Source organism: Paenibacillus montanisoli (genome assembly GCF_003268025.1).
In the GTDB taxonomy this organism is placed as follows: Bacteria; Bacillota; Bacilli; order Paenibacillales; family Paenibacillaceae; genus Paenibacillus_Z; species Paenibacillus_Z montanisoli.
The window spans coordinates 87,702-105,460 of sequence record NZ_QLUW01000004.1; the positions used below are offsets into that span (position 1 = coordinate 87,702).

A 17,759-nucleotide genomic window follows, 5' to 3' on the forward strand; every position below is an offset into this window, starting at 1 on the left:
ATTAAGCGGTACACCTTGCCGTCCAAGGCAAACTGCCATCCGTAAAAGGTCGGTGGATTGTCCAGATCTACATAAAAGGCGGCTTCATGTCTCTGGTCCCTTTAACATCCGGCCTCGTTTGCCGGTCTAGCCCAAGCGGCGATGAGCGGATCATTTAAGGTCTTGCCTGTGGACGAGCAGTTCGCCGCCGCTGGCGATTTGCGTGGAGCGTATGGGGAGCTTTCAAGGAGCTAAACATCCGTGTAACGTAGCCGTCATAGCCGATTGGCCGCATGAGGTTCTTTCCGTGCAAGGGTCTGCCCGGAGGGCCAGCGTTCTCGAAAGAGATAAACTGCCCTTGCAGGGGAAGGTTCTTATGTGGCTGGCTTGAATGACGGATGCGTTACACTCTAGGATGTTTTGATTGAAACGCGACCCATTCGCGCAGCGCTACCCGCCGGCAATAGCACTACGATGGCCACCGGCTATTTTGATCTTGGTTTTTGCTTCTTGGCATGATGTCGAAGCGATAGCGGAGTCATGATGCCGGCTTTTGAGAAGCGTTTGCATGATTGGAGCGCAAGCGGAAATGATGGCATGCGCAGTCTTACGGGGATCTCTTCCTAGAAGGTTTGAGGTGAGACTCGCCGGCCGGAGGCAGCCAACATTGCAATTCCAGCTTGGCTACCAGAGGCCACCATTGAATCCGAGGACACCGCGTTTTTGCGGTGTCTACCTTGCATTTGGACATCGCTCAAAAAAAACAGGAGCATGCTTCCCAGCATGCTCCTGTTTTTTTATGGCTTCTGCGTATCCTTGCTAGGGGGCAGAGTATTATCACACGACATGTTGTATTGAGCGGAGATGGTCTTACCATAGCCCTGGGTTGCAAATCCAAAGCCGTTTCTCGTTTCAATTGCGTGATTCACCGTATAGCCTAAAATCAGCCATACCAGAGCCTTGAAAATAAGTTTAGCAAGAACCTCCTTGAAATCGCGTGCTTTTGATTTCTTGTTATTCATAGTTTATGTACCTCAGTGCCACCCGCAGGATACTAAGTCATTTCTGACGCCCACGAGGACTCCCTCCCTCCGCCCACCGTTGGAAAACGGTATAATTGCATTTTTCGAAGCGTCTTAATAATCCTTCTAATAATTTTGCAGAAATGCAATTTTTTTATTAAGTCATAAACCGAACGAGGGGCCAAAACATCGACCCCAGCTTGGCAGCCAGAGGCCACCATTTGAATCCGAGGACACCGCAAGTCCCCAACGGTGTCTTCCTAGCCTTTGATCAAGCTTTTCCGCGCCACCGGGTACCCCTTTTTGCAGAGCTGCAGGCGGCGCAAAAAAATTCGGAATGGAACAGTCAGGGTGTCTTTCCATGGCTGGTCGCTTCCGAATTTGAGGGTGGTGGGGTTTCGCGGCAAAAAAAAGCTCAACCTAATTTAGGCTGAGCAGCGCGATCCGTTTATTTAGGAGCTAGTATTTCACTTTCAAAACTGCCGATTCCTTATTACGAAATCAGCGGTTCAGTTCCCACTTGTTATCTCTGCAGTGAAGCCTTACAATTAAATCAAACACTATTCACATTGGACCGCTGAGTTCGCACCTCAGGCTGGTCTCTTTTTTTGTTCCGGACATATCTCTTTGAACTTACACAGCTGGCATTTATTATATCCGGGGTTTGTTTGAAAAAATTCCGCTGGTAACGGTATATTTTGGTCTTTGTCTCTCAAGAAGTCCTTCATATTTGTAATACTGTGCGATATCCAACTATTCAAATACGAAACCTCTTCCTCGATGACAGATGAAACAATGGACTCATTCGTAAGCAGGTAATCGGCCCGTACTCGAATGTCTTCTAACGGAATATTATATCTGCAATGAGCGTACAAAGCATAAAGCTTAAACTGTATCTCATCACCAGCATTCCGTTTACCGGTCTTCCAATCTACAATAACGAAATTCCCGTTACTTTGACGGTAAAGTAAGTCGGGTTTGATGTAAACAGGGACACCATCGAACTGCATTGTTCCAAGTTGTTCAACCTCTAGGATCTCAAAGTTCGAAGTCATTAAATCCTTCACAGTGGGGCTGGCAAACAGGTTGGTGATGCAGGTAGACATCCGATCGACAATATCGTTGTATGCGGGGCTCAGCTTCGAGAAAAGGTATGCGCGTTTTGTAATATCGGTCGAAGATCTAAAGTCACTGTCGTAGTAAACTTCATGTAGCATTGAAAAGGCCTTTGGGTTTACAAGCCATTCATGCGATTTGAAGATGGATTTCTTTATTGCTTCAAGAAGAACATGTTTCGATTTCGCGATTAAGTCAATTGGGTCAAGGATGTTCTTCTTTGTTACAATTGATCCACAAATGTCATGGACAACCTCACCAGCTAACAGGTGAAGATTCGTTAACCCTTTTAATCGTTTAATTCGCAGCTGATCCATGTTCTTGTCTGTCATGGCATAGTACTGGAAGTAATACTGTCGCGGACAAGCATTAAATATCTCATCGCGTGTCTTCGACCACGAAAAACACCCCACTGGCATCACCCCTCGATATTCAAATATGGCCAGGTTCGAAGATTTCAGAACGGTAGATCACTTTCGTCAATTTCAATCGCTTCGTCGGCTTTCGTTGCTTCATTAACTTCGTCAATAAAGACGCGGTACAGGTTATACTTGCCCAAGTATCCGCTTATTTCAACGAGCTCTCCTACATAAGCTCCATATTCTTCATGATGAAAAATCTGATATGATCTAACATTCAACCCTTTCATTTGTTCCAGCTTACGTAAGCGTAGAATTTCATCGAGTACGGGTTCAGAAGGATGATCCAGCCTATATCTGCGATAGTGTCCACCTTCATTAAGCAAATACGATGGAAATTCTAAACCGGCACGCTCTGAGACATATTTGTCTGTACAATCGTAGCCTAGATGACACAGCTTCTGTAGATATGAGCTACCTTCTTTCTCTACCCATGCAAACATTTCCTCTTCCCACACACTTTCCAACTTAAGTCGGTTTGCCTCTTCTTCAATCTCTCGTTGTTCCTTGGCCAACTTTTCAGCTTTTTCATTTGCATGAATGCTATCACAGCGCTTCTCGTGCCAAGCCAGAAACTTTTCTATATATTCCATCGCGTTCCCACTATGGATGGACAAGTCTTCAATTCCTGCATCCTTATCGACGAAGAATACGTCTTCACCATCCAAATACAGCTCTAACTCATCAACAGCAGCTGCAAGGTTGATTACTTTTCTTTGGTAATCTCTGGTGATTAGGGATTTGAATTTAGCGACTGCGTCAATGACTTGTTCCCGCAAATTAATTGGGATAGCCGATAATGTTGTTTCGAATGAACCGGTCTTTGGAGCGTCTTTTCCCGTTTCAACTAAGTGCTCGCGAAGGCGCTTACTGCTTACGGCGTATTCGATTTTAATAATCAAATCGGTCCCCTTCCCTCCATTTTGTTTGTAATCCATGACACGGTAAAGGTTCACAACCCAACCGCTGGATATTTTTTTACCTTCGAGTTCTTCAGCAGCTATTTTTTGAACGTATACCGTAGACATACCCAAGATATCTGCTGCTTCTTTTGCCGAAATCGGCTCATAATCTCGATTTTCAGGGAGCGGCGGGTATATGATCCGTTTGATGGTACTGCCTAGTGTAGTGTTCCAGAACTCTGCTGGAACCGTAAAATCTGCGCCCTCCAGCGTTTTCGGAACGAACGAGTTCAAAAACAGCATTTCAAGCAACCAGCGACAATCCCTTTTCAACTCCAATTTTTGTGTAGATGTGGAACGATACTTATTGTTCAATGCCGCGTCAAAAACCGCCTTGACTTTGCTTTTAAACACAGACGACCCAGATTCGAAATCTACATTGCTGACGTCAATGTTGAGTTCGTAAAGCTGCCGCTTCAGATTGGATACCAATGCTTCCCATGATTCGCTTACGGCGCTATCAACATCCTCTGGGTGAATTTCATCATTAACCGTATCGATTCCCTCGATGTCCTTCATCTCACAAACCTCCTCTTAGCGATTTCAAACGCTTGTTAGTGATTACAAAATGATAATAAACCACCAGTGAGGTAAAGTCAATATCGAATTAGCTATCACAAATTATAGTTTGCAATAACAATGCAGGACTGACTTTGGACTCGAAGACACCTCCGCGGAAGGAGCTGTGTCTTCCATGCCGTTGCTTGTTAAACTCGGGTTTTACGCCAACGGGAATTTGCAGAGCTGCCGGCGATGTAAAAAAAAATCGGAATGGAACAGTCAGGGTGTTTTTCCCTGGCTGGACGCTTCCGAATTTACGGGGTGTTGGGGTTTCGTGGCCAAGACGGTCTATATCATTGGAATCGGAATTGCCAACTGATAAACAGCATCATCAATTCAATCCCTGTAATCGCGGTCAATAGATACGCTATTTCGATTCACGGCATAATTGATGTCCTGAAGCAGTCCATCCAAGGTCTCGGATCGTCGCTGAAGCAGATCGTTCTCCCAAACAATGATAATTTGATACCCGGCAGCCCGCAGATTCTCTAGCTTAATTTCATCTCGCGCTGCGAACTTAATTTGTTGAGGATACACCTTCTTCGTTACGCCGTAGATATCAGGATTGACATGCCAATAATCACCGAATGCCTCGACAATGAGATTTGCGGAAGAGATAAAAAAATCACAGATATAATTACCAATGATCATCTGTGGAACAAACTCTATCTCCTTCTCAGTCAGGTATTCCAATACGGCTTTTTCAATCCAGGTATCCTTCTTTTTTATCGCCCCTAAGAAACAGATTCTGGAGCAATACTTTTTGAATTTATTACTTTCTTCATTCGTCATACTTCTGATTGGGACGGGAAACGGCTCATTACAATGCGGGCACGTATTATAAAACACGTTCTCTATTTCGTGTCGCTGAAATTCTCTTCGGAGTACAGTCAGCTTAATTTTCAATCGTGCTGCTATCTCTTTCCTTAACAGCCGATCGTATTGAAGGAGTTTAATCAAGGTTTCCTTAGAAACCTTTCGAATGAATGACCCCCTAATCCTGTCAAAGAACGCATCCATCCGCCCTTCTGCATGCAACACTTTTAGATTCTTGGATTTTAAGGCATTCGTACATGCCTCCGAACAAGCTCTCTTATATTTGCGCGGTTTGCTTGGATCAGCCTCATCGGCATACTCGACCTCAAACCATTTTCCGCAATCATCGTTTTTGCACACCGTAAAGAACCGACCCCTCCTCTCTTTGTGACTCCGTTTGAATCCGAGTCTGCGGCATTCGTCGCTGCAGTATTTTACAAAAGCCTTTGTCCCTTCTCTTGTCTGAGCTAGACCATCAACGGGAAAAGGTTCTTCGCAAGTCCAGCAGTCATTTGTATAAAGCACTTTCTTTTCTTTAAAGTGCTTTTTCACGGCATCACTTTTTTTTCGTAAATCAATACCAAATTTCTTACACCAATAATCAATATTCTTGTGGCCAACACCGCAGAGTTTAGCAATCTCATGTAGAGACAGCCCTTCAACCAAATACTTCTGGCGCAGCCAGATGGGATCTTTATATTGGGTATCAGCCACTTTATCGTCCTCCACGAAAATACCATTTCCCTCTATTCTAGTTGGCAGCTGCTGTAAAAAATGTCGCATTAAGCTGGCGAAATGGAGCGTCATAACGACGTTGAATGTGGGTCTTGGCAGTTTTCTATCGGCCGGAGGCTTGAGTCTGTGAAGGATCAAGCTCGTCAGCTACGGCTGCCAGGCTTTCTTCATGATTAAGGCCCCGCTCTAAAGGATAGCACCATATGCCGGCTCATCTCCAAGATTGATGCAGATACACTATATTTTTGAACTTCGAGGGTGATCCAGTTTACCTTCTACCAACTTGGAAACAATTATTGCTAGGAAGGATCATAGCTTCCTAATATGGGGAGGAATCATTCATGGAGTCATTGCCTTGGGAAAAACATTACATCGAGTACGGGATGTTCAAGATATGGACGAATTATGATAGGGCAAGAAACGTAATTGTGATCCATCATTCTCAAGATGGGTGCGGATACACCCCAGATGCACACAACGGCAGACCGGGACGTTTGAAAGGCTTAAATGCAATGGGACCGATGGGAGCGTGGCATAGTTCGTATTGGGGTGCGAATGACCCCGATGAATGTTATGACCCTGACCTTGAAGATGATGTATATGTTGCGTACGGGATTCGTCCGATAGACGTATACCATTGCACTCATTGTCTTGAAAAGGAACATGACAGAAAATACGAGGAAGCTATGGCCTCAAGAGTCTTAGAAGTCGAAGGTTACTTCAAAGGAAACCGATCGAATATCATTCCCTTTCCCCGTCTGGGATGGGATTGAATACGTCAGATCGCAGCCATTCAGCCCCTACGCATACTTATTGTTACACAGTGTTGTACGATTGTTAAGGTGATCTGAACATGAAAAGGGCACTACCCAATAAAGGTGGTGCCCTTTCTTCATTACGAGCCATCTTGGCGGTTTTGTTCTATTCAACGATTTTCAGTGCGTGGATGTCGCAAATGGTAGCTGGATTCGCTGTCGGATAAGCGATCTTCTTGCCTTTCAGGTAGCTGTTGATCTCTTCAAGTTGGAATGCTACTCGGTCTGTGTGCTCTTCGTCAGCAGCATAGCCAAGAATCTTGTAGACTTCAAGAATTTCCCCGCGGTATACGGCTGCCAGATCCTGCTGATTGTAGAGCCGGCCTTGATCCATCTTCCAGGCTTTGCGTACGCGCTCCTTCAGACCTTCCTTCGAATTGGGAACTTCGTTCACTTTGATAATGACCATCCCCAACACACTCCTTCTCAGCGGTTATTTTTCACTTACTTTCGATATTCTTTTGACTTATTTTACCTACTGTATATGAAAGCCTACTTTCTGGAAAGTGTTTCCTCATCAAGACAAGAATCTATAGCGAATGTTAAAAACCACATCTTTTATGTGTTTTTTTCGACACTTTAAAAATCGAACTTCATTTGCTCTTCATTTGGAATTGGTGGAGGTTCTTTTGGTTTGTGATTATCACTATTATGTCGATTCACCTTCAGCAATTTCTTCTGTTCTATATATTCCTGTTGCTCAAGTTTGAATTTCTTTGTGGCAAACCATGGTGGTAAACCACCCGGAAATAAATTGCGCTCAAGTTGCTGCCGATCCAGACGCTCTAATTTTCTATAAGCCGACCAGATGGTGTCTTCATTCCGATTCAACCGAATTAGTGGACTAACTTGAACTTTACCTTTCAGGTAACTTTTCAAGTGCTCTGCTTCATCTTGCATAAGGCTTAGCAGATCCATTGAGTTAACTGGTTCGTATCCATACAGCAATAGTAGTTTTTCAATTTCTCGTTCTTGTTGGTAAGTGATATACAATTTTCTACCTGGATGAAATTCATCCCTTCTGGCCATTCGTTCTGCCTCAAGAGTTCGTTCCTTTTCCGCTTGCTGCCGTATGTTCTCATTCAGAGCTTCTGCTTCTCGCTCTTCTTCTTGGCGAATTCTCTCTTGTTCAGCATGTCGTTGTTCTTCTTCCAAACGAGTACGTTGTTCTTCAGCGATCCGCTCTAGTTCTATGCGACGAAGTTCTTGCTCTGCTAACTCTTTTTCCTCCGCTTCTTCCCTCTGCCTTATAAAATTCAAACGAGCCTGACGTTGCGCGTTCCAAGTCTCTTGTATGAGCAGGATTGGATTCAATGCAAGGTAAGCGTCGGCACCTTCCAGTTTACCTTTCTCGAAATCGATGACAGTATGATCGATATCAACTCCATGCTCACCGCCATCAGTAAAGTTATGCTGGCCCTCGTCCCCTCCGAAGAAATTACCTTGATGTCCCTTCATAGTTATTTCTTCTTCCAATTCAATAAGAGGAGTTAATTCTAGGGTCGGTACGATATCTTTATCCGCAATTCGTGTAATTTTGTAGAGTTCGTCTTGGGGGGTCCAATTATGCCCCTGCATGAATGCAGCCATACGCTTGTCCTCATTGACTGGATCTCTTCGAATAAGAAAAACATTTCCTTGATGATTTAAGCCAAGCACGTAGCCATATTCATTCATAATCAGCATAAACGCTCTACTGTCTTTACCCGTTACAACGAATGGGTTTTCTTCACCAGCTGCTATCGGTACTCGAACCGTCGTGTTTTTTTCCAGATCAATAACATCATGAAACGTTCCAGCATAAGACTCGAAAAAATCATCTAATAAAAGTACCCAAGCCGTAGGCACATCTTCTGATCGATAGACATTTACACGTTTTGCAACAGTTGCAGGATAGATATTAGATGCTTGTACCTCTACAACAAGCCGGAGCATACTCCTCTCTCCATTCCCTACAAATGCAGCAACGTCAGCTCGAACTTTCTTGCCATTGATGGTGTGACGATGCTCTTCTCGAACAACATAGCCAGCCTCATGCAGTTTTGTAAAAAGGTACTTTTTCGTCAGAGCATGAGCTAAGGACTCACTGTCATGACAAGCTTCATCATTTTTATGATAAAAATAGGAGCTTTTACTACCGATCACTGCGGATCCATCAGGACGGATTTTTCGATAACCCTGGTTATAGTACATCCGAGAATTACAAATTGGACACTCCAAATTTATTTGCTCTCTTTTACTTCGAAGGAGCTTAATTTCATTGTCAGAGATGGTTAGACAATCCAATTGAACACTTTCTTGATCCTCAAAGGCATGGATCTTGCCAGTAGGAAAATCTTGCTGCCAATTCAAATAAGGGCTGAAGTAAGCAAATTGTGGCATTGAGTGTCTCCTTACTAAATTATGATTTGCGAATTACCTTTACAGATTGTTAACTGCATCCGCATACCTATTGACCTCTTCCTAATTATACCATTACTACTATCTGCCGTGTTTCTTTAAAAAGAGTTAATCTGCGTGGGATTGTAATCATGTTCCAGCAAGGGCTTGCCCGGAGGGACAGCGTTCTCTCTTGCACGGTAAGGTTCCGTGTGGCTGGCTAAGATGACTGATGCGAAACAGATTCGGATGTGCGGTGAAAACCCGCCTCAGGAGCACCACGCGCCTGCGCCGGCAACCTCCTGCACTGGCCAGCGGCTACTCTTTCTTTCTCTTCTGACTTTCCGTGTCACCGGATCCCCCTTGCAGCGCAAAAAGATTCAGAATGGAACAACCAGCGGTCTCCTGGTTGGTCGCTTCTGAATTTGCGGGGTGGTGGGGTTTCACGGCAGTAGGGCGGTTAAAGTCATCGGCATGGATTGTATAAAAGCAAAAAGGTTATGGAAGTCAATGAGTACTAAACGGAAACACCTACAAGAGCCGGGCATAAATAAACGTGGACCTAGGCGAAGAATTAGTAGACGGCGGAAGAAGCCACAATCCAGAAGACGGCTACAATAGCTCAAAACAGTAAAAAAATCTGTCCCTTCACGGCGCCTTTCGTGAGGGACAGATCCTTCTACAGTCTATGATACGGCTACATAAGAAGACTATCTATCTGTTTGATCTACCTTGTTCTGAACGCATAAGTATCGCTAATTGAGCGAATTCGTGTCTAAAAGCAGGCAGATTCTCAGGGTAAAATCTTGAGACAATCAGCAATGCTGACTTCCATAAGTAATTCTGAGCCATTCTTAAGATGGTAGCTGGATTTTCATATGTTCGAATTGGTCTAAGAAAACCCTCACCGTCAATGTGCTCAAGCGATTTAATTGCATTCAACGAATGGGTTTCAAGCGAGTACATAAAGTAGAGCAAATCATATTCAGCTTGCATGTCCACCTTCGTCGCAAGCTTACGAATGGATCGTGGTCCGTTGTACAGTGAGAACCAGTTTACTTTTCCTTGTCTGTGTCTCTCCAAGTCATTCCATTTACGATTAATACCTTGCATCCATGATGAATTCAGTTTAACTTTCACTCGCCGTAATTCTTCTTCTACTTGATCATGATCAATAGATGAATCATCGCCCAGGAAATCGACTACGACTCGTCCAATATCCGTTGTGGGAAGCAGCCTTTCCAAGATATCCTTCTTAGACCTTAACCAGCCTACATAATAGCATTTAGCTCTTCGCTCGGTATCACCTTGTATAAGGTAAGCCAAGCAAACGGTATTTTCAAAAAGATCCCGCAAAATGGATTGCGCAGCATGCTCAGCACCTTGCTCAATAGTCACAAAGATTGCGTCCGCTTTCTCAATGGCTTTACGAAAGAGTAGCGCGCTAGTAATGGTTTCAGTAGGTACAGTTTGACCGTCAAATCGATAAATAATTTCATCGCACTTATCGATGCTGTTGTTTATTAATTCCCCGAGCTTATCTAATTCTTGCTTCGCTTCTCCATTCAAAATATGACGCTCTAGCCCCATTGAAACCCCCTCCAATTCTCTAGTAATTTCACCCTATCATACAGTCATAATGGGAAATCCCGGCCGGAGGCAGCTAAATTCGCGATTCCAGTTTTGCTGACGGAGGCTACTCTGAATCCGAGGGCATCGCCCCTGCAGTGATTGTCTCACTTTCAATCTTCTATAAGTATCTTCTAAAAGCCTCCAGATTTACAGGGTGAAAGTATTACAAACTTAAATGGACTGTACTTAGATCTGTCGCAGGCTGCCAAAATTCCGACTTGGCGGCCAGAGGCATTCTTGAATCCGAAGATATCGCCCCTGTAACGATGTCTTCCTCCGAGTATGTATGGCGTTTCTGCATGCTTAGAGGCGCTTGTTTACTTGACTAGCCCAACTGAACGAGCTGGGGGATAAAATCCAAATTTTTCATTGGATAGTTGCCAACTCTTCGCATATAATAGGAGAACAAATGTTCCTATGTAAGTGATTTGGATGTCCATCTACTCCAAGCTACCGAACAACGTAAATTTGAGGAAGCCGGCTTCTGGACGTGGATCGTAGAAGACAAATAGAGCAAGAACTTAAGCTAAATTCAAATCGTTCTGAAATAGTTACGCCTGAAAAACTAAAGGACTTTTCCCATACGATTATAAACCTAGTCACAGTAAAAGCTAGTAACAATTCAGATCAAATAAGCGTTAAGGACATTGAATTGTTCTTTTACACTCCCGATTCACCACATCACATTGAAAGAGGAGATCTCTTACGAGATCCCCTCAAACTCACCGTTACATCTATGTTTTTTACATTATTGTTTCCTAACAAGTAGTGAACAGCACTCCACATGCACCGTGTGCGGAAACATATCCACCGGCTGCACCTCAATCGTCCGATAGCCGCCATCCTCCAGCACGCGTAGGTCACGGGCTAGTGTCGACGGATTACACGACACATAAATCACCCGCTCCGGTCGCATCGCCAAGATCGTCTCAAGCAGTGCTTCGTCGCAGCCTTTGCGTGGCGGATCAACAACGATCACATCCGCCACGATTCCTTCTTTGCGCCAGCGCGGGATGACAACTTCGGCTGGACCGGCCTCGAAGGAGGCATTCTCGATGCTGTTCAACGCCGCGTTACGCTCCGCATCCGCGATAGCCTCCGGCACTATCTCAACACCGTAGACATGGCCAGCCTTGCGCGCCAAGAACAACGAAATCGTCCCAATGCCGCAATAGGCATCAATCACTCGCTCATTCCCCGTCAAAGCAGCATACTCTACCGCCTTGCAGTACAACTCCACCGTTTGTACAGGGTTCACCTGGTAGAACGAACGTGCCGAGATCGCGAAACGGATGCCGTCGAGTTCATCGTAGATGACCTCGCTGCCCCACAGCACGCGGGTCACGTCGCCGAAGATAACATTGGTATTGCGCTTATTCACGTTTTGCACAATACTCTTCACATTCGGCACTGCCTCGCGAATCCGCTCAACCCAGCGATCCACCTGCGGGATTCGATCCCCGTTTGTGATCAGCACGATCATTGCTTCACCGGATACAAAGCCGACACGCGTCATAACATGACGCAGTAACCCGCGGCCTGTCTCCTCGTTGTAGGCCGTAATATCGAGCTCGCGGCCAATCTCCTTCACTCGCGCCACGATCTCGTCATTATGCGAGTGCTGAATCATGCACTCGTCCATATCAATAATGCGATGGCTCCCCCGCGCATAGAAGCCGCCAACAAGGCGCTCCGCCGACACCAAACCATCGCCGTCCCCGCCTGTCGCCACAGCGGCCATGCCCATCGGCACGGCTGCCTTGTTCCGATAGCGCCAAGGCTCGTCCATCCCGATCGTCGGGTGGACGACAATTCCCTCATCGCCCGGTCCCGCTGCAACCCGTAGCTTCCCGATCCGCTCCAAATTGTCCACCACATGCTGCCGCTTCCAAGACAGCTGTGCCTCATAGCTCAAGTGCTGCAGCTGGCAGCCGCCGCACTGCTTATAGATCGCGCACGGCGCATCAACGCGGTCCTCACTCTCAACCAGCAGCTCCTGCAGCTTCGCGTAACCATACGTCTTCTTCACCTTCAGCACCTTCGCGCGGACGCGCTCGCCGGGAAGGGCTCCCTGTATAAAAAGGGTAAAGCCGTCGACACGGCCTACCCCTTCGCCTTCATGCGTCAAGCCGACAATGTCGACGGTGACTTCTTCATTTTTGCTTACCGGTACTTGCAGCTTGTTGCTCATTGTTCTTAACCCGCTCCGTTTTCCTCAGTTCAGTTGTCACGCCTAAACCTATTTATAAGTTGAATTGCCGGCTTCGTCCACGATAATGTCCAGATGCGACGGCAGCACCTTGAACGTGCATGGCAGCGTCCCGCCATACTCCCCGTCCAGGTTCAGCTGCACGTAGTCCGGCGTCGTCACCACGAGCTCGCTCGTGCGGAAATGCACCACGTGCGGATCGTTCAGATGCTCGCCGCGCAGCGCCAGCGACGCCAGGCGGATGAACTCGCCGAGGTTGCACTTCTTCAAGACGACGACGTCGAACAGGCCGTCGCTCAAGCTTGCCTCCGGGGCCAGCTTCTCGAAGCCGCCGACGGAGTTGCTGTTACAGATGAGGAACAGCATGATCTCCTCATGGATCTCGCCGATTTCCTTAGCCTGGAGCCGCAGCTCGGTTGGCCGCAGGCGGGTCATTTTCTCAAGGCCCTTCATATAATAGGCCAGCTGCCCGATCATCGTCTTCAGCTTGCTCGGCACCTCGTAGGTCAGCTCCGTCAAGGAGCCGCCGCCGGCAATGTTGATAAAATACCGATTATTCGCCCGTCCCAAATCGATCGGCCGCGTGTACTGCTGGGTGATGAGATCGCACGCGTACTCCCAGTGCTTCGGAATGCCGAGCGCCCGGGCAAAATCATTCGTCGTCCCCAGCGGCAAAATCCCGAGCGGCGGCCGCACGTCCTTCTCCGCCAAGCCGTTGATCACTTCATACAGCGTGCCGTCGCCGCCCGCCGCGATAATCAAATCAAAGCCGCGGTCCGCAGCATCCGCCGCCGCGATCGTCGCATCGCCTTCGCTCGCCGTCGCATGGCAGCTCGTCTCGATGCCGCCGCGTTCCAGTCGCTGCAGGATATCCGGCAGCCGCCGCTTGATTTCCTCCCGCCCGGACGTCGGGTTATAAATCAGTCTCGCCCTCTTAATCGTCAACTAGACCACCTCCGGCACCTTCAGCCCGGGCCGTGTACGGCAGCGCCTTCCGCGCATCCGTCAACACGGCAGCCGGCTTACTGCTGCCCGTATCTTCTCTCGTGTTCACTATCCTCTACTATACACCTAAATGGCAAACTTCCCAAATGTGAACGCCCAGTTTATTCCAAAATTTAACCAAAGCTGTTACGAGGAAGTGAACGAAGATAGCCAGCACCCGACCTGACGCTCCATCCAGCGGACGATACACGGATGCGGCAGCAGCGCGCGGCCGTTGTACCGGTAGTCGAGACCTTCAAGCCGCCCCGGAATGACGGTACGCGTAAAATAGCCCTCGCTCAAAAACAGCGGCACCACGATGAAGACGTCGCCCGGGTACCGCCGCTGCAGCGCGCGCAGCCGGCAAGCCGCCTGGTTGGGCAGCAGCATCGCGATGTCCGCGCCGGCGAACCCGCCGAGCTCGCGCACCCGCTCCGCGAGCTGCGTCATGCCGCTGCGCCAGCGGCCGTGAAACACCGCTTCGCGCGAGCCGTGCGCGACGAGCAGCAGCCGCTCCCGCGCGGGCTCCGCCGACAGCGAAGCGATATTGCCGAGCAGCAGCTCCGCAATATCCGCGTCGTCGTCGATCGGCAAGCCGAACCGCACGCGCGTGCCGGCGCCGATGCGAAACGGCGCCAGCTCGCCGCTACGCGCCGCCGACACCGGAGCCACGCCGAACGCCTGCGCAATGTCGTCCACATGCGTGCTCCCGGACGACACAAAAAGCGGAAGGACGTAAAGCTCCGTCACCCCTTCCGCTTCGAGTCGATCTATGCCGTCCTGAATCAGACGTCCTTCTACGATTTCAAGAAAAGCCGATACAACCGGCACCACGGCGTCCAACTTGACCGCCGCGACCGCTTCATCCACAAGCTTCACCCAGCCCGCTTCACGCGAGCCGTGGCTGATCACCAACACGCCAGGCTTCATGGCGTTAGCGCCCCGAGCGCTCCAGCGCCATTTTGTACCCGTCGTTGCCGTAGTTGAGGCACCGCTTCACGCGCGAAATCGTCGCCGTGCTCGCGCCGGTCTCTGCTTCAATCTGATTATATGTCGCACCCTTGCCAAGCATGCGCGCCACTTCAAGCCGCTGGGACAGCGACTGGATCTCGTTCACCGTGCACAAATCATCGAAGAATATATAGCACTCTTCCACGGACTTCAGCGTCAAAATCGCCTCGAACAGTTGGTCGATCGCCTTGTCATTCAGCTTCTTCAGTTGCATCTCCCGCTCACTCCTACATGAATTGTAAACTAATTGTAGTCCTTTCTCTCTCATTATTCAAGCATCACCGTTGCGGCGCTTTACAGAATAGAAGAACAAGTAAACCCTCGCCCATCAGCCGCTGTCCCCCTGCATTAGCCCGAATTATTTGCAAAAAGCGGGCATTCGTCCAATCCGTATGTTTGCCTATCCCATAGACTGTTATATAAAAAGCCAAAAAAGGTTGTGATCTGCGTGAAATATCGCTACGATCCGTCCGTCAGAAACTACGAGCAGCCAAACGGCGGGCAAGGTCAAGGCCTGCAGCATGAACGTCAGCGCCAAAATCCAAATCAAAGCCAAAGCCCCTTCCCGGGCATTCCGGATCCGTTTCAAAGCATCAACAAGAGCGTCGGGCTGAACAAAAGCATCGGCCTCAGCAAAACGCCGGTTCCGTTCTCTTCGGGGGATTTCTCAAACGGCGTTACGCCATCCATCACGATCCAGCCGGCATCCGGCCAGCAGATCATTCCGCTGCCAGAGTCGGACGGCAATCTCCCAAACGTGACCGTGATTGAACCTGCGGCGAAGTCCGATTCCAAAGGCGGCTTCAATCTGGCCAACAGCTTAAACGACCTGAAAGGCGTCGTCGATCGGCTAGGCGGCATCGACGGCATCGTTACCACGATGGCCAAGGTGCAGAAGGTGGTCGGAAGCATTACGCAGATGGCCCCGCTCATCAAGGTGCTTGCGACGTCCTTGAAACCGGAGAAGAAAGGCGCCATCGCCAACGATGACGATGACGCGCCGAAACGCCGCAAGAGGAAGCGCACGGGCTCTGCCAAAGGAAAAGGAGCCGGCGTCACGCCGGGCGGCCAGCGGAAGCGAAAGCGCAAACCTACAAGGCCCATACTCCCTCCCGAGTGAGGGCAGCAATCGGCCGGAAGCCGCACCACTGCGGCCTTCGGCCGATTTTCGCATGCCCTCGCCAGCCGACTCAAGGCAAATCTTCATAAAGAAAACGCTTAAATTAGGTAAAAAGCACCATTCTCTCGACAAATGATCATGATAGAATAGTACTCTGTGCACGGGCACAAATTGCGCTTATATTGCACCATACACTAAGGCCAGAGAGGGACAACAACGTCATGAGAGGATCTATTCGATTCAAGCTAGTGCTGATTAATTCGATTATTTTGCTTCTGTTCGGCGCCTCAACGATGTTCATGGTCTATTCCAAAATCAAAGCCAGCAACGAGCAAAGCATGCAGCAAGAGCTTCACTCGCTGAGCTACCTGCTCGGCAGACTGGTTAGCGTATCGGACGTCAGCTATATCCTCACGAATCCGAGCTCGTCCAATCCAACGGCGCTCGCCATGACCGGGGAAATGAATGACCTGATCAAAGAATCCAATTCCGGCATTGCCAATCTGTATCTGGTCAGCACCAAGGACGGCAAGTTATATATTCCGACGATGAGCACGTCTATGATCACGGATACGATGACGTACGGGTCCGAATACACCGGCGGCAGCGAAATCTTTACGAAGGCGGTGCAAGCGGCCTTCGAAACCAAGAGCATTCAAACAACGGACGTCTATACCAGCTCTACCGGCGAATGGAAGAGCAGCTTCTACCCGGTTCTAGACAACGATAAAGTAGTGGCCCTCTATGCGATCGATTTCGACGTCTCCAAAACCAACGAGAAAGCTTGGCAGGAGACGGTCAGCGTGGTGGGCATCATTCTGATTTTCCTGATCGCGTCAGCCGTGATCATGTTCATTGTCCTCACTCGCATGGTCAAGCCGATCCTGACGCTCGCGAACGCCTCCCGCCGCATCGCCGAAGGCGACTTGTCCGCTCAGCAAGTCGACGTCCGGACGAAGGACGAGATCGGCACGCTCGCGGCTAATTTCAACGCGATGACGGCTAATTTGCGCACGCTCATCCACCACGTCAAGCTGAACGCGGAGCAGGTCGCGGCATCGGCCGAGGAGCTGACGGCAAGCGCCGAACAAACGAGCCGGGCGACGGACCATATTACGAAATCCGTGCAGGAAATGGCGGTCAGCTCGGACAAGCAGGTCGCCAGTGTCGATCAAGGCGCCAAGGCGATCCATGACATGTCGAGCGGGGTGCAGCAAATCGCGGCCAGCGCCAGCCACGTCACGCACATCGCCGCGCAGGCGAACCAATCCGCAGGCCAGGGCAACGTCATCGTGCGGCAAGCCGTAGAACGGATGAACGGGCTGAACGGGACGGTCAGCGGCTTGACGCAATCGGTGCAGGAGCTCGGCGATCGCTCCTCGCAGATCGGCCAATTCGTCGAGGTCATCACCTCCATCTCGTCGCAGACCAATCTGCTTGCGCTGAACGCGGCCATCGAAGCCGCGCGGGCAGGCGAGCACGGACGCGGCTTCGGCGTCGTAGCCGGCGAGATCCGCAAGCTATCGGAGCAGACGACCGAATCCGCCGCGCAGATTGCCGAGGTCGTGGCCATCATCCAGGAGGAAATGACCACAACGCTCCGTACGATGAACCGGGTCAACGCGGAGGTAGTGGATGGCATCGAGGTCGTGACGATGGCGGGCCAATCGTTCGAAGGGATTCAAGGCGCCATCGCCCAGGTCGCGTCTCAAATCAAGGAAGTGTCGACCGCTTCCCAAGACATGTCCGAAGGCGCCTCCCAAATCGTGCAAACGATCGATGCCGTGGCCGGCGCCGCGGAATCCGCGGCTGCGGAAACGCAGAACGTATCGGCCGCTTCGGAGGAGCAGCTGGCCTCCATGCAAGAAATTACGGCATCCGCTACGTATCTCGCCAAGATGGCCGAAGAGCTGCAGGAATTGGTCATGAAATACAAAGTTTAGTCGAATGAAAATCACGAAAAACCCCCAATCCGACACGCTTTTCGCGTGGCGTGATG

14 protein-coding genes are annotated in these 17,759 nt (G+C 49.2%); 3 read left to right on the top strand and 11 right to left on the bottom strand.

The genetic code is table 11. From position 1 onward, the window contains the following. Nucleotides 1–776 precede the first annotated feature (776 nt). The 4 genes from DL346_RS20075 to DL346_RS20095 all read right to left on the bottom strand — a co-directional run bounded on the left by DL346_RS20075 (nucleotide 777) and on the right by DL346_RS20095 (nucleotide 5,589). Nucleotides 777–1,001 carry a hypothetical protein gene (locus tag DL346_RS20075; RefSeq protein WP_112884170.1) on the bottom strand — a complete coding sequence of 75 codons (225 nt, stop codon included), beginning with the start codon at nucleotides 999–1,001 and terminating at the stop codon, nucleotides 777–779. A gap of 590 nt (nucleotides 1,002–1,591) precedes the next feature. After that, nucleotides 1,592–2,536 carry a PD-(D/E)XK nuclease family protein gene (locus DL346_RS20080; RefSeq protein ID WP_112884171.1) on the bottom strand — a complete coding sequence of 315 codons (945 nt, stop codon included), beginning with the start codon at nucleotides 2,534–2,536 and terminating at the stop codon, nucleotides 1,592–1,594. Between the two features lie 38 nt (nucleotides 2,537–2,574). Then, the gene (locus DL346_RS20085; protein WP_112884172.1) at nucleotides 2,575–4,017 is read right to left on the bottom strand and encodes a hypothetical protein; all 1,443 of its coding nucleotides are present in this window, start codon (nucleotides 4,015–4,017) and stop codon (nucleotides 2,575–2,577) included. Between the two features lie 378 nt (nucleotides 4,018–4,395). Next, on the bottom strand, nucleotides 4,396–5,589 hold the full coding sequence (locus DL346_RS20095; RefSeq protein WP_165822595.1) for an endonuclease domain-containing protein: 1,194 nt from the start codon (nucleotides 5,587–5,589) through the stop codon (nucleotides 4,396–4,398). 362 nt (nucleotides 5,590–5,951) lie between these two features. Here DL346_RS20095 and DL346_RS20100 point away from each other — a divergent pair, with 362 nt between their 5' ends. After that, on the top strand, nucleotides 5,952–6,383 hold the full coding sequence (locus DL346_RS20100) for a hypothetical protein (RefSeq protein WP_112884175.1): 432 nt from the start codon (nucleotides 5,952–5,954) through the stop codon (nucleotides 6,381–6,383). A gap of 148 nt (nucleotides 6,384–6,531) precedes the next feature. Here DL346_RS20100 and DL346_RS20105 read toward each other — a convergent pair whose 3' ends face one another. The 7 genes from DL346_RS20105 to DL346_RS20135 form a co-directional block, all read right to left on the bottom strand. Next, nucleotides 6,532–6,834 carry a hypothetical protein gene (locus DL346_RS20105; RefSeq protein ID WP_112884176.1) on the bottom strand — a complete coding sequence of 101 codons (303 nt, stop codon included), beginning with the start codon at nucleotides 6,832–6,834 and terminating at the stop codon, nucleotides 6,532–6,534. A 170-nt stretch (nucleotides 6,835–7,004) separates the two neighbouring features. Beyond that, nucleotides 7,005–8,807: a competence protein CoiA family protein gene (locus tag DL346_RS20110; RefSeq protein ID WP_112884177.1), complete on the bottom strand. Its 1,803-nt coding sequence runs from the start codon at nucleotides 8,805–8,807 to the stop codon at nucleotides 7,005–7,007. 711 nt (nucleotides 8,808–9,518) lie between these two features. Beyond that, nucleotides 9,519–10,394, bottom strand: coding sequence for a DUF5677 domain-containing protein (locus tag DL346_RS20115; RefSeq protein WP_112884178.1), 876 nt, complete (start codon nucleotides 10,392–10,394; stop codon nucleotides 9,519–9,521). 790 nt (nucleotides 10,395–11,184) lie between these two features. Continuing rightward, nucleotides 11,185–12,627 (bottom strand): 23S rRNA (uracil(1939)-C(5))-methyltransferase RlmD, encoded by a 1,443-nt coding sequence (gene rlmD / locus DL346_RS20120; RefSeq protein ID WP_112884179.1) that lies wholly within the window; start codon nucleotides 12,625–12,627, stop codon nucleotides 11,185–11,187. A gap of 48 nt (nucleotides 12,628–12,675) precedes the next feature. Next, the gene (locus DL346_RS20125) at nucleotides 12,676–13,590 is read right to left on the bottom strand and encodes a diacylglycerol kinase (protein WP_112884180.1); all 915 of its coding nucleotides are present in this window, start codon (nucleotides 13,588–13,590) and stop codon (nucleotides 12,676–12,678) included. A 186-nt stretch (nucleotides 13,591–13,776) separates the two neighbouring features. Then, nucleotides 13,777–14,559, bottom strand: a complete 783-nt coding sequence (locus tag DL346_RS20130) for a sirohydrochlorin chelatase (protein WP_112884181.1) — start codon at nucleotides 14,557–14,559, stop codon at nucleotides 13,777–13,779. A 4-nt stretch (nucleotides 14,560–14,563) separates the two neighbouring features. Continuing rightward, nucleotides 14,564–14,854, bottom strand: coding sequence for a YerC/YecD family TrpR-related protein (locus tag DL346_RS20135; protein WP_112884182.1), 291 nt, complete (start codon nucleotides 14,852–14,854; stop codon nucleotides 14,564–14,566). A 234-nt stretch (nucleotides 14,855–15,088) separates the two neighbouring features. Here DL346_RS20135 and DL346_RS20140 point away from each other — a divergent pair, with 234 nt between their 5' ends. Continuing rightward, complete coding sequence (locus DL346_RS20140) at nucleotides 15,089–15,760, top strand: hypothetical protein (RefSeq protein ID WP_112884183.1); 672 nt, start codon at nucleotides 15,089–15,091, stop codon at nucleotides 15,758–15,760. A gap of 221 nt (nucleotides 15,761–15,981) precedes the next feature. Continuing rightward, nucleotides 15,982–17,703 carry a methyl-accepting chemotaxis protein gene (locus DL346_RS20145; protein WP_112884184.1) on the top strand — a complete coding sequence of 574 codons (1,722 nt, stop codon included), beginning with the start codon at nucleotides 15,982–15,984 and terminating at the stop codon, nucleotides 17,701–17,703. Nucleotides 17,704–17,759 lie beyond the last annotated feature (56 nt).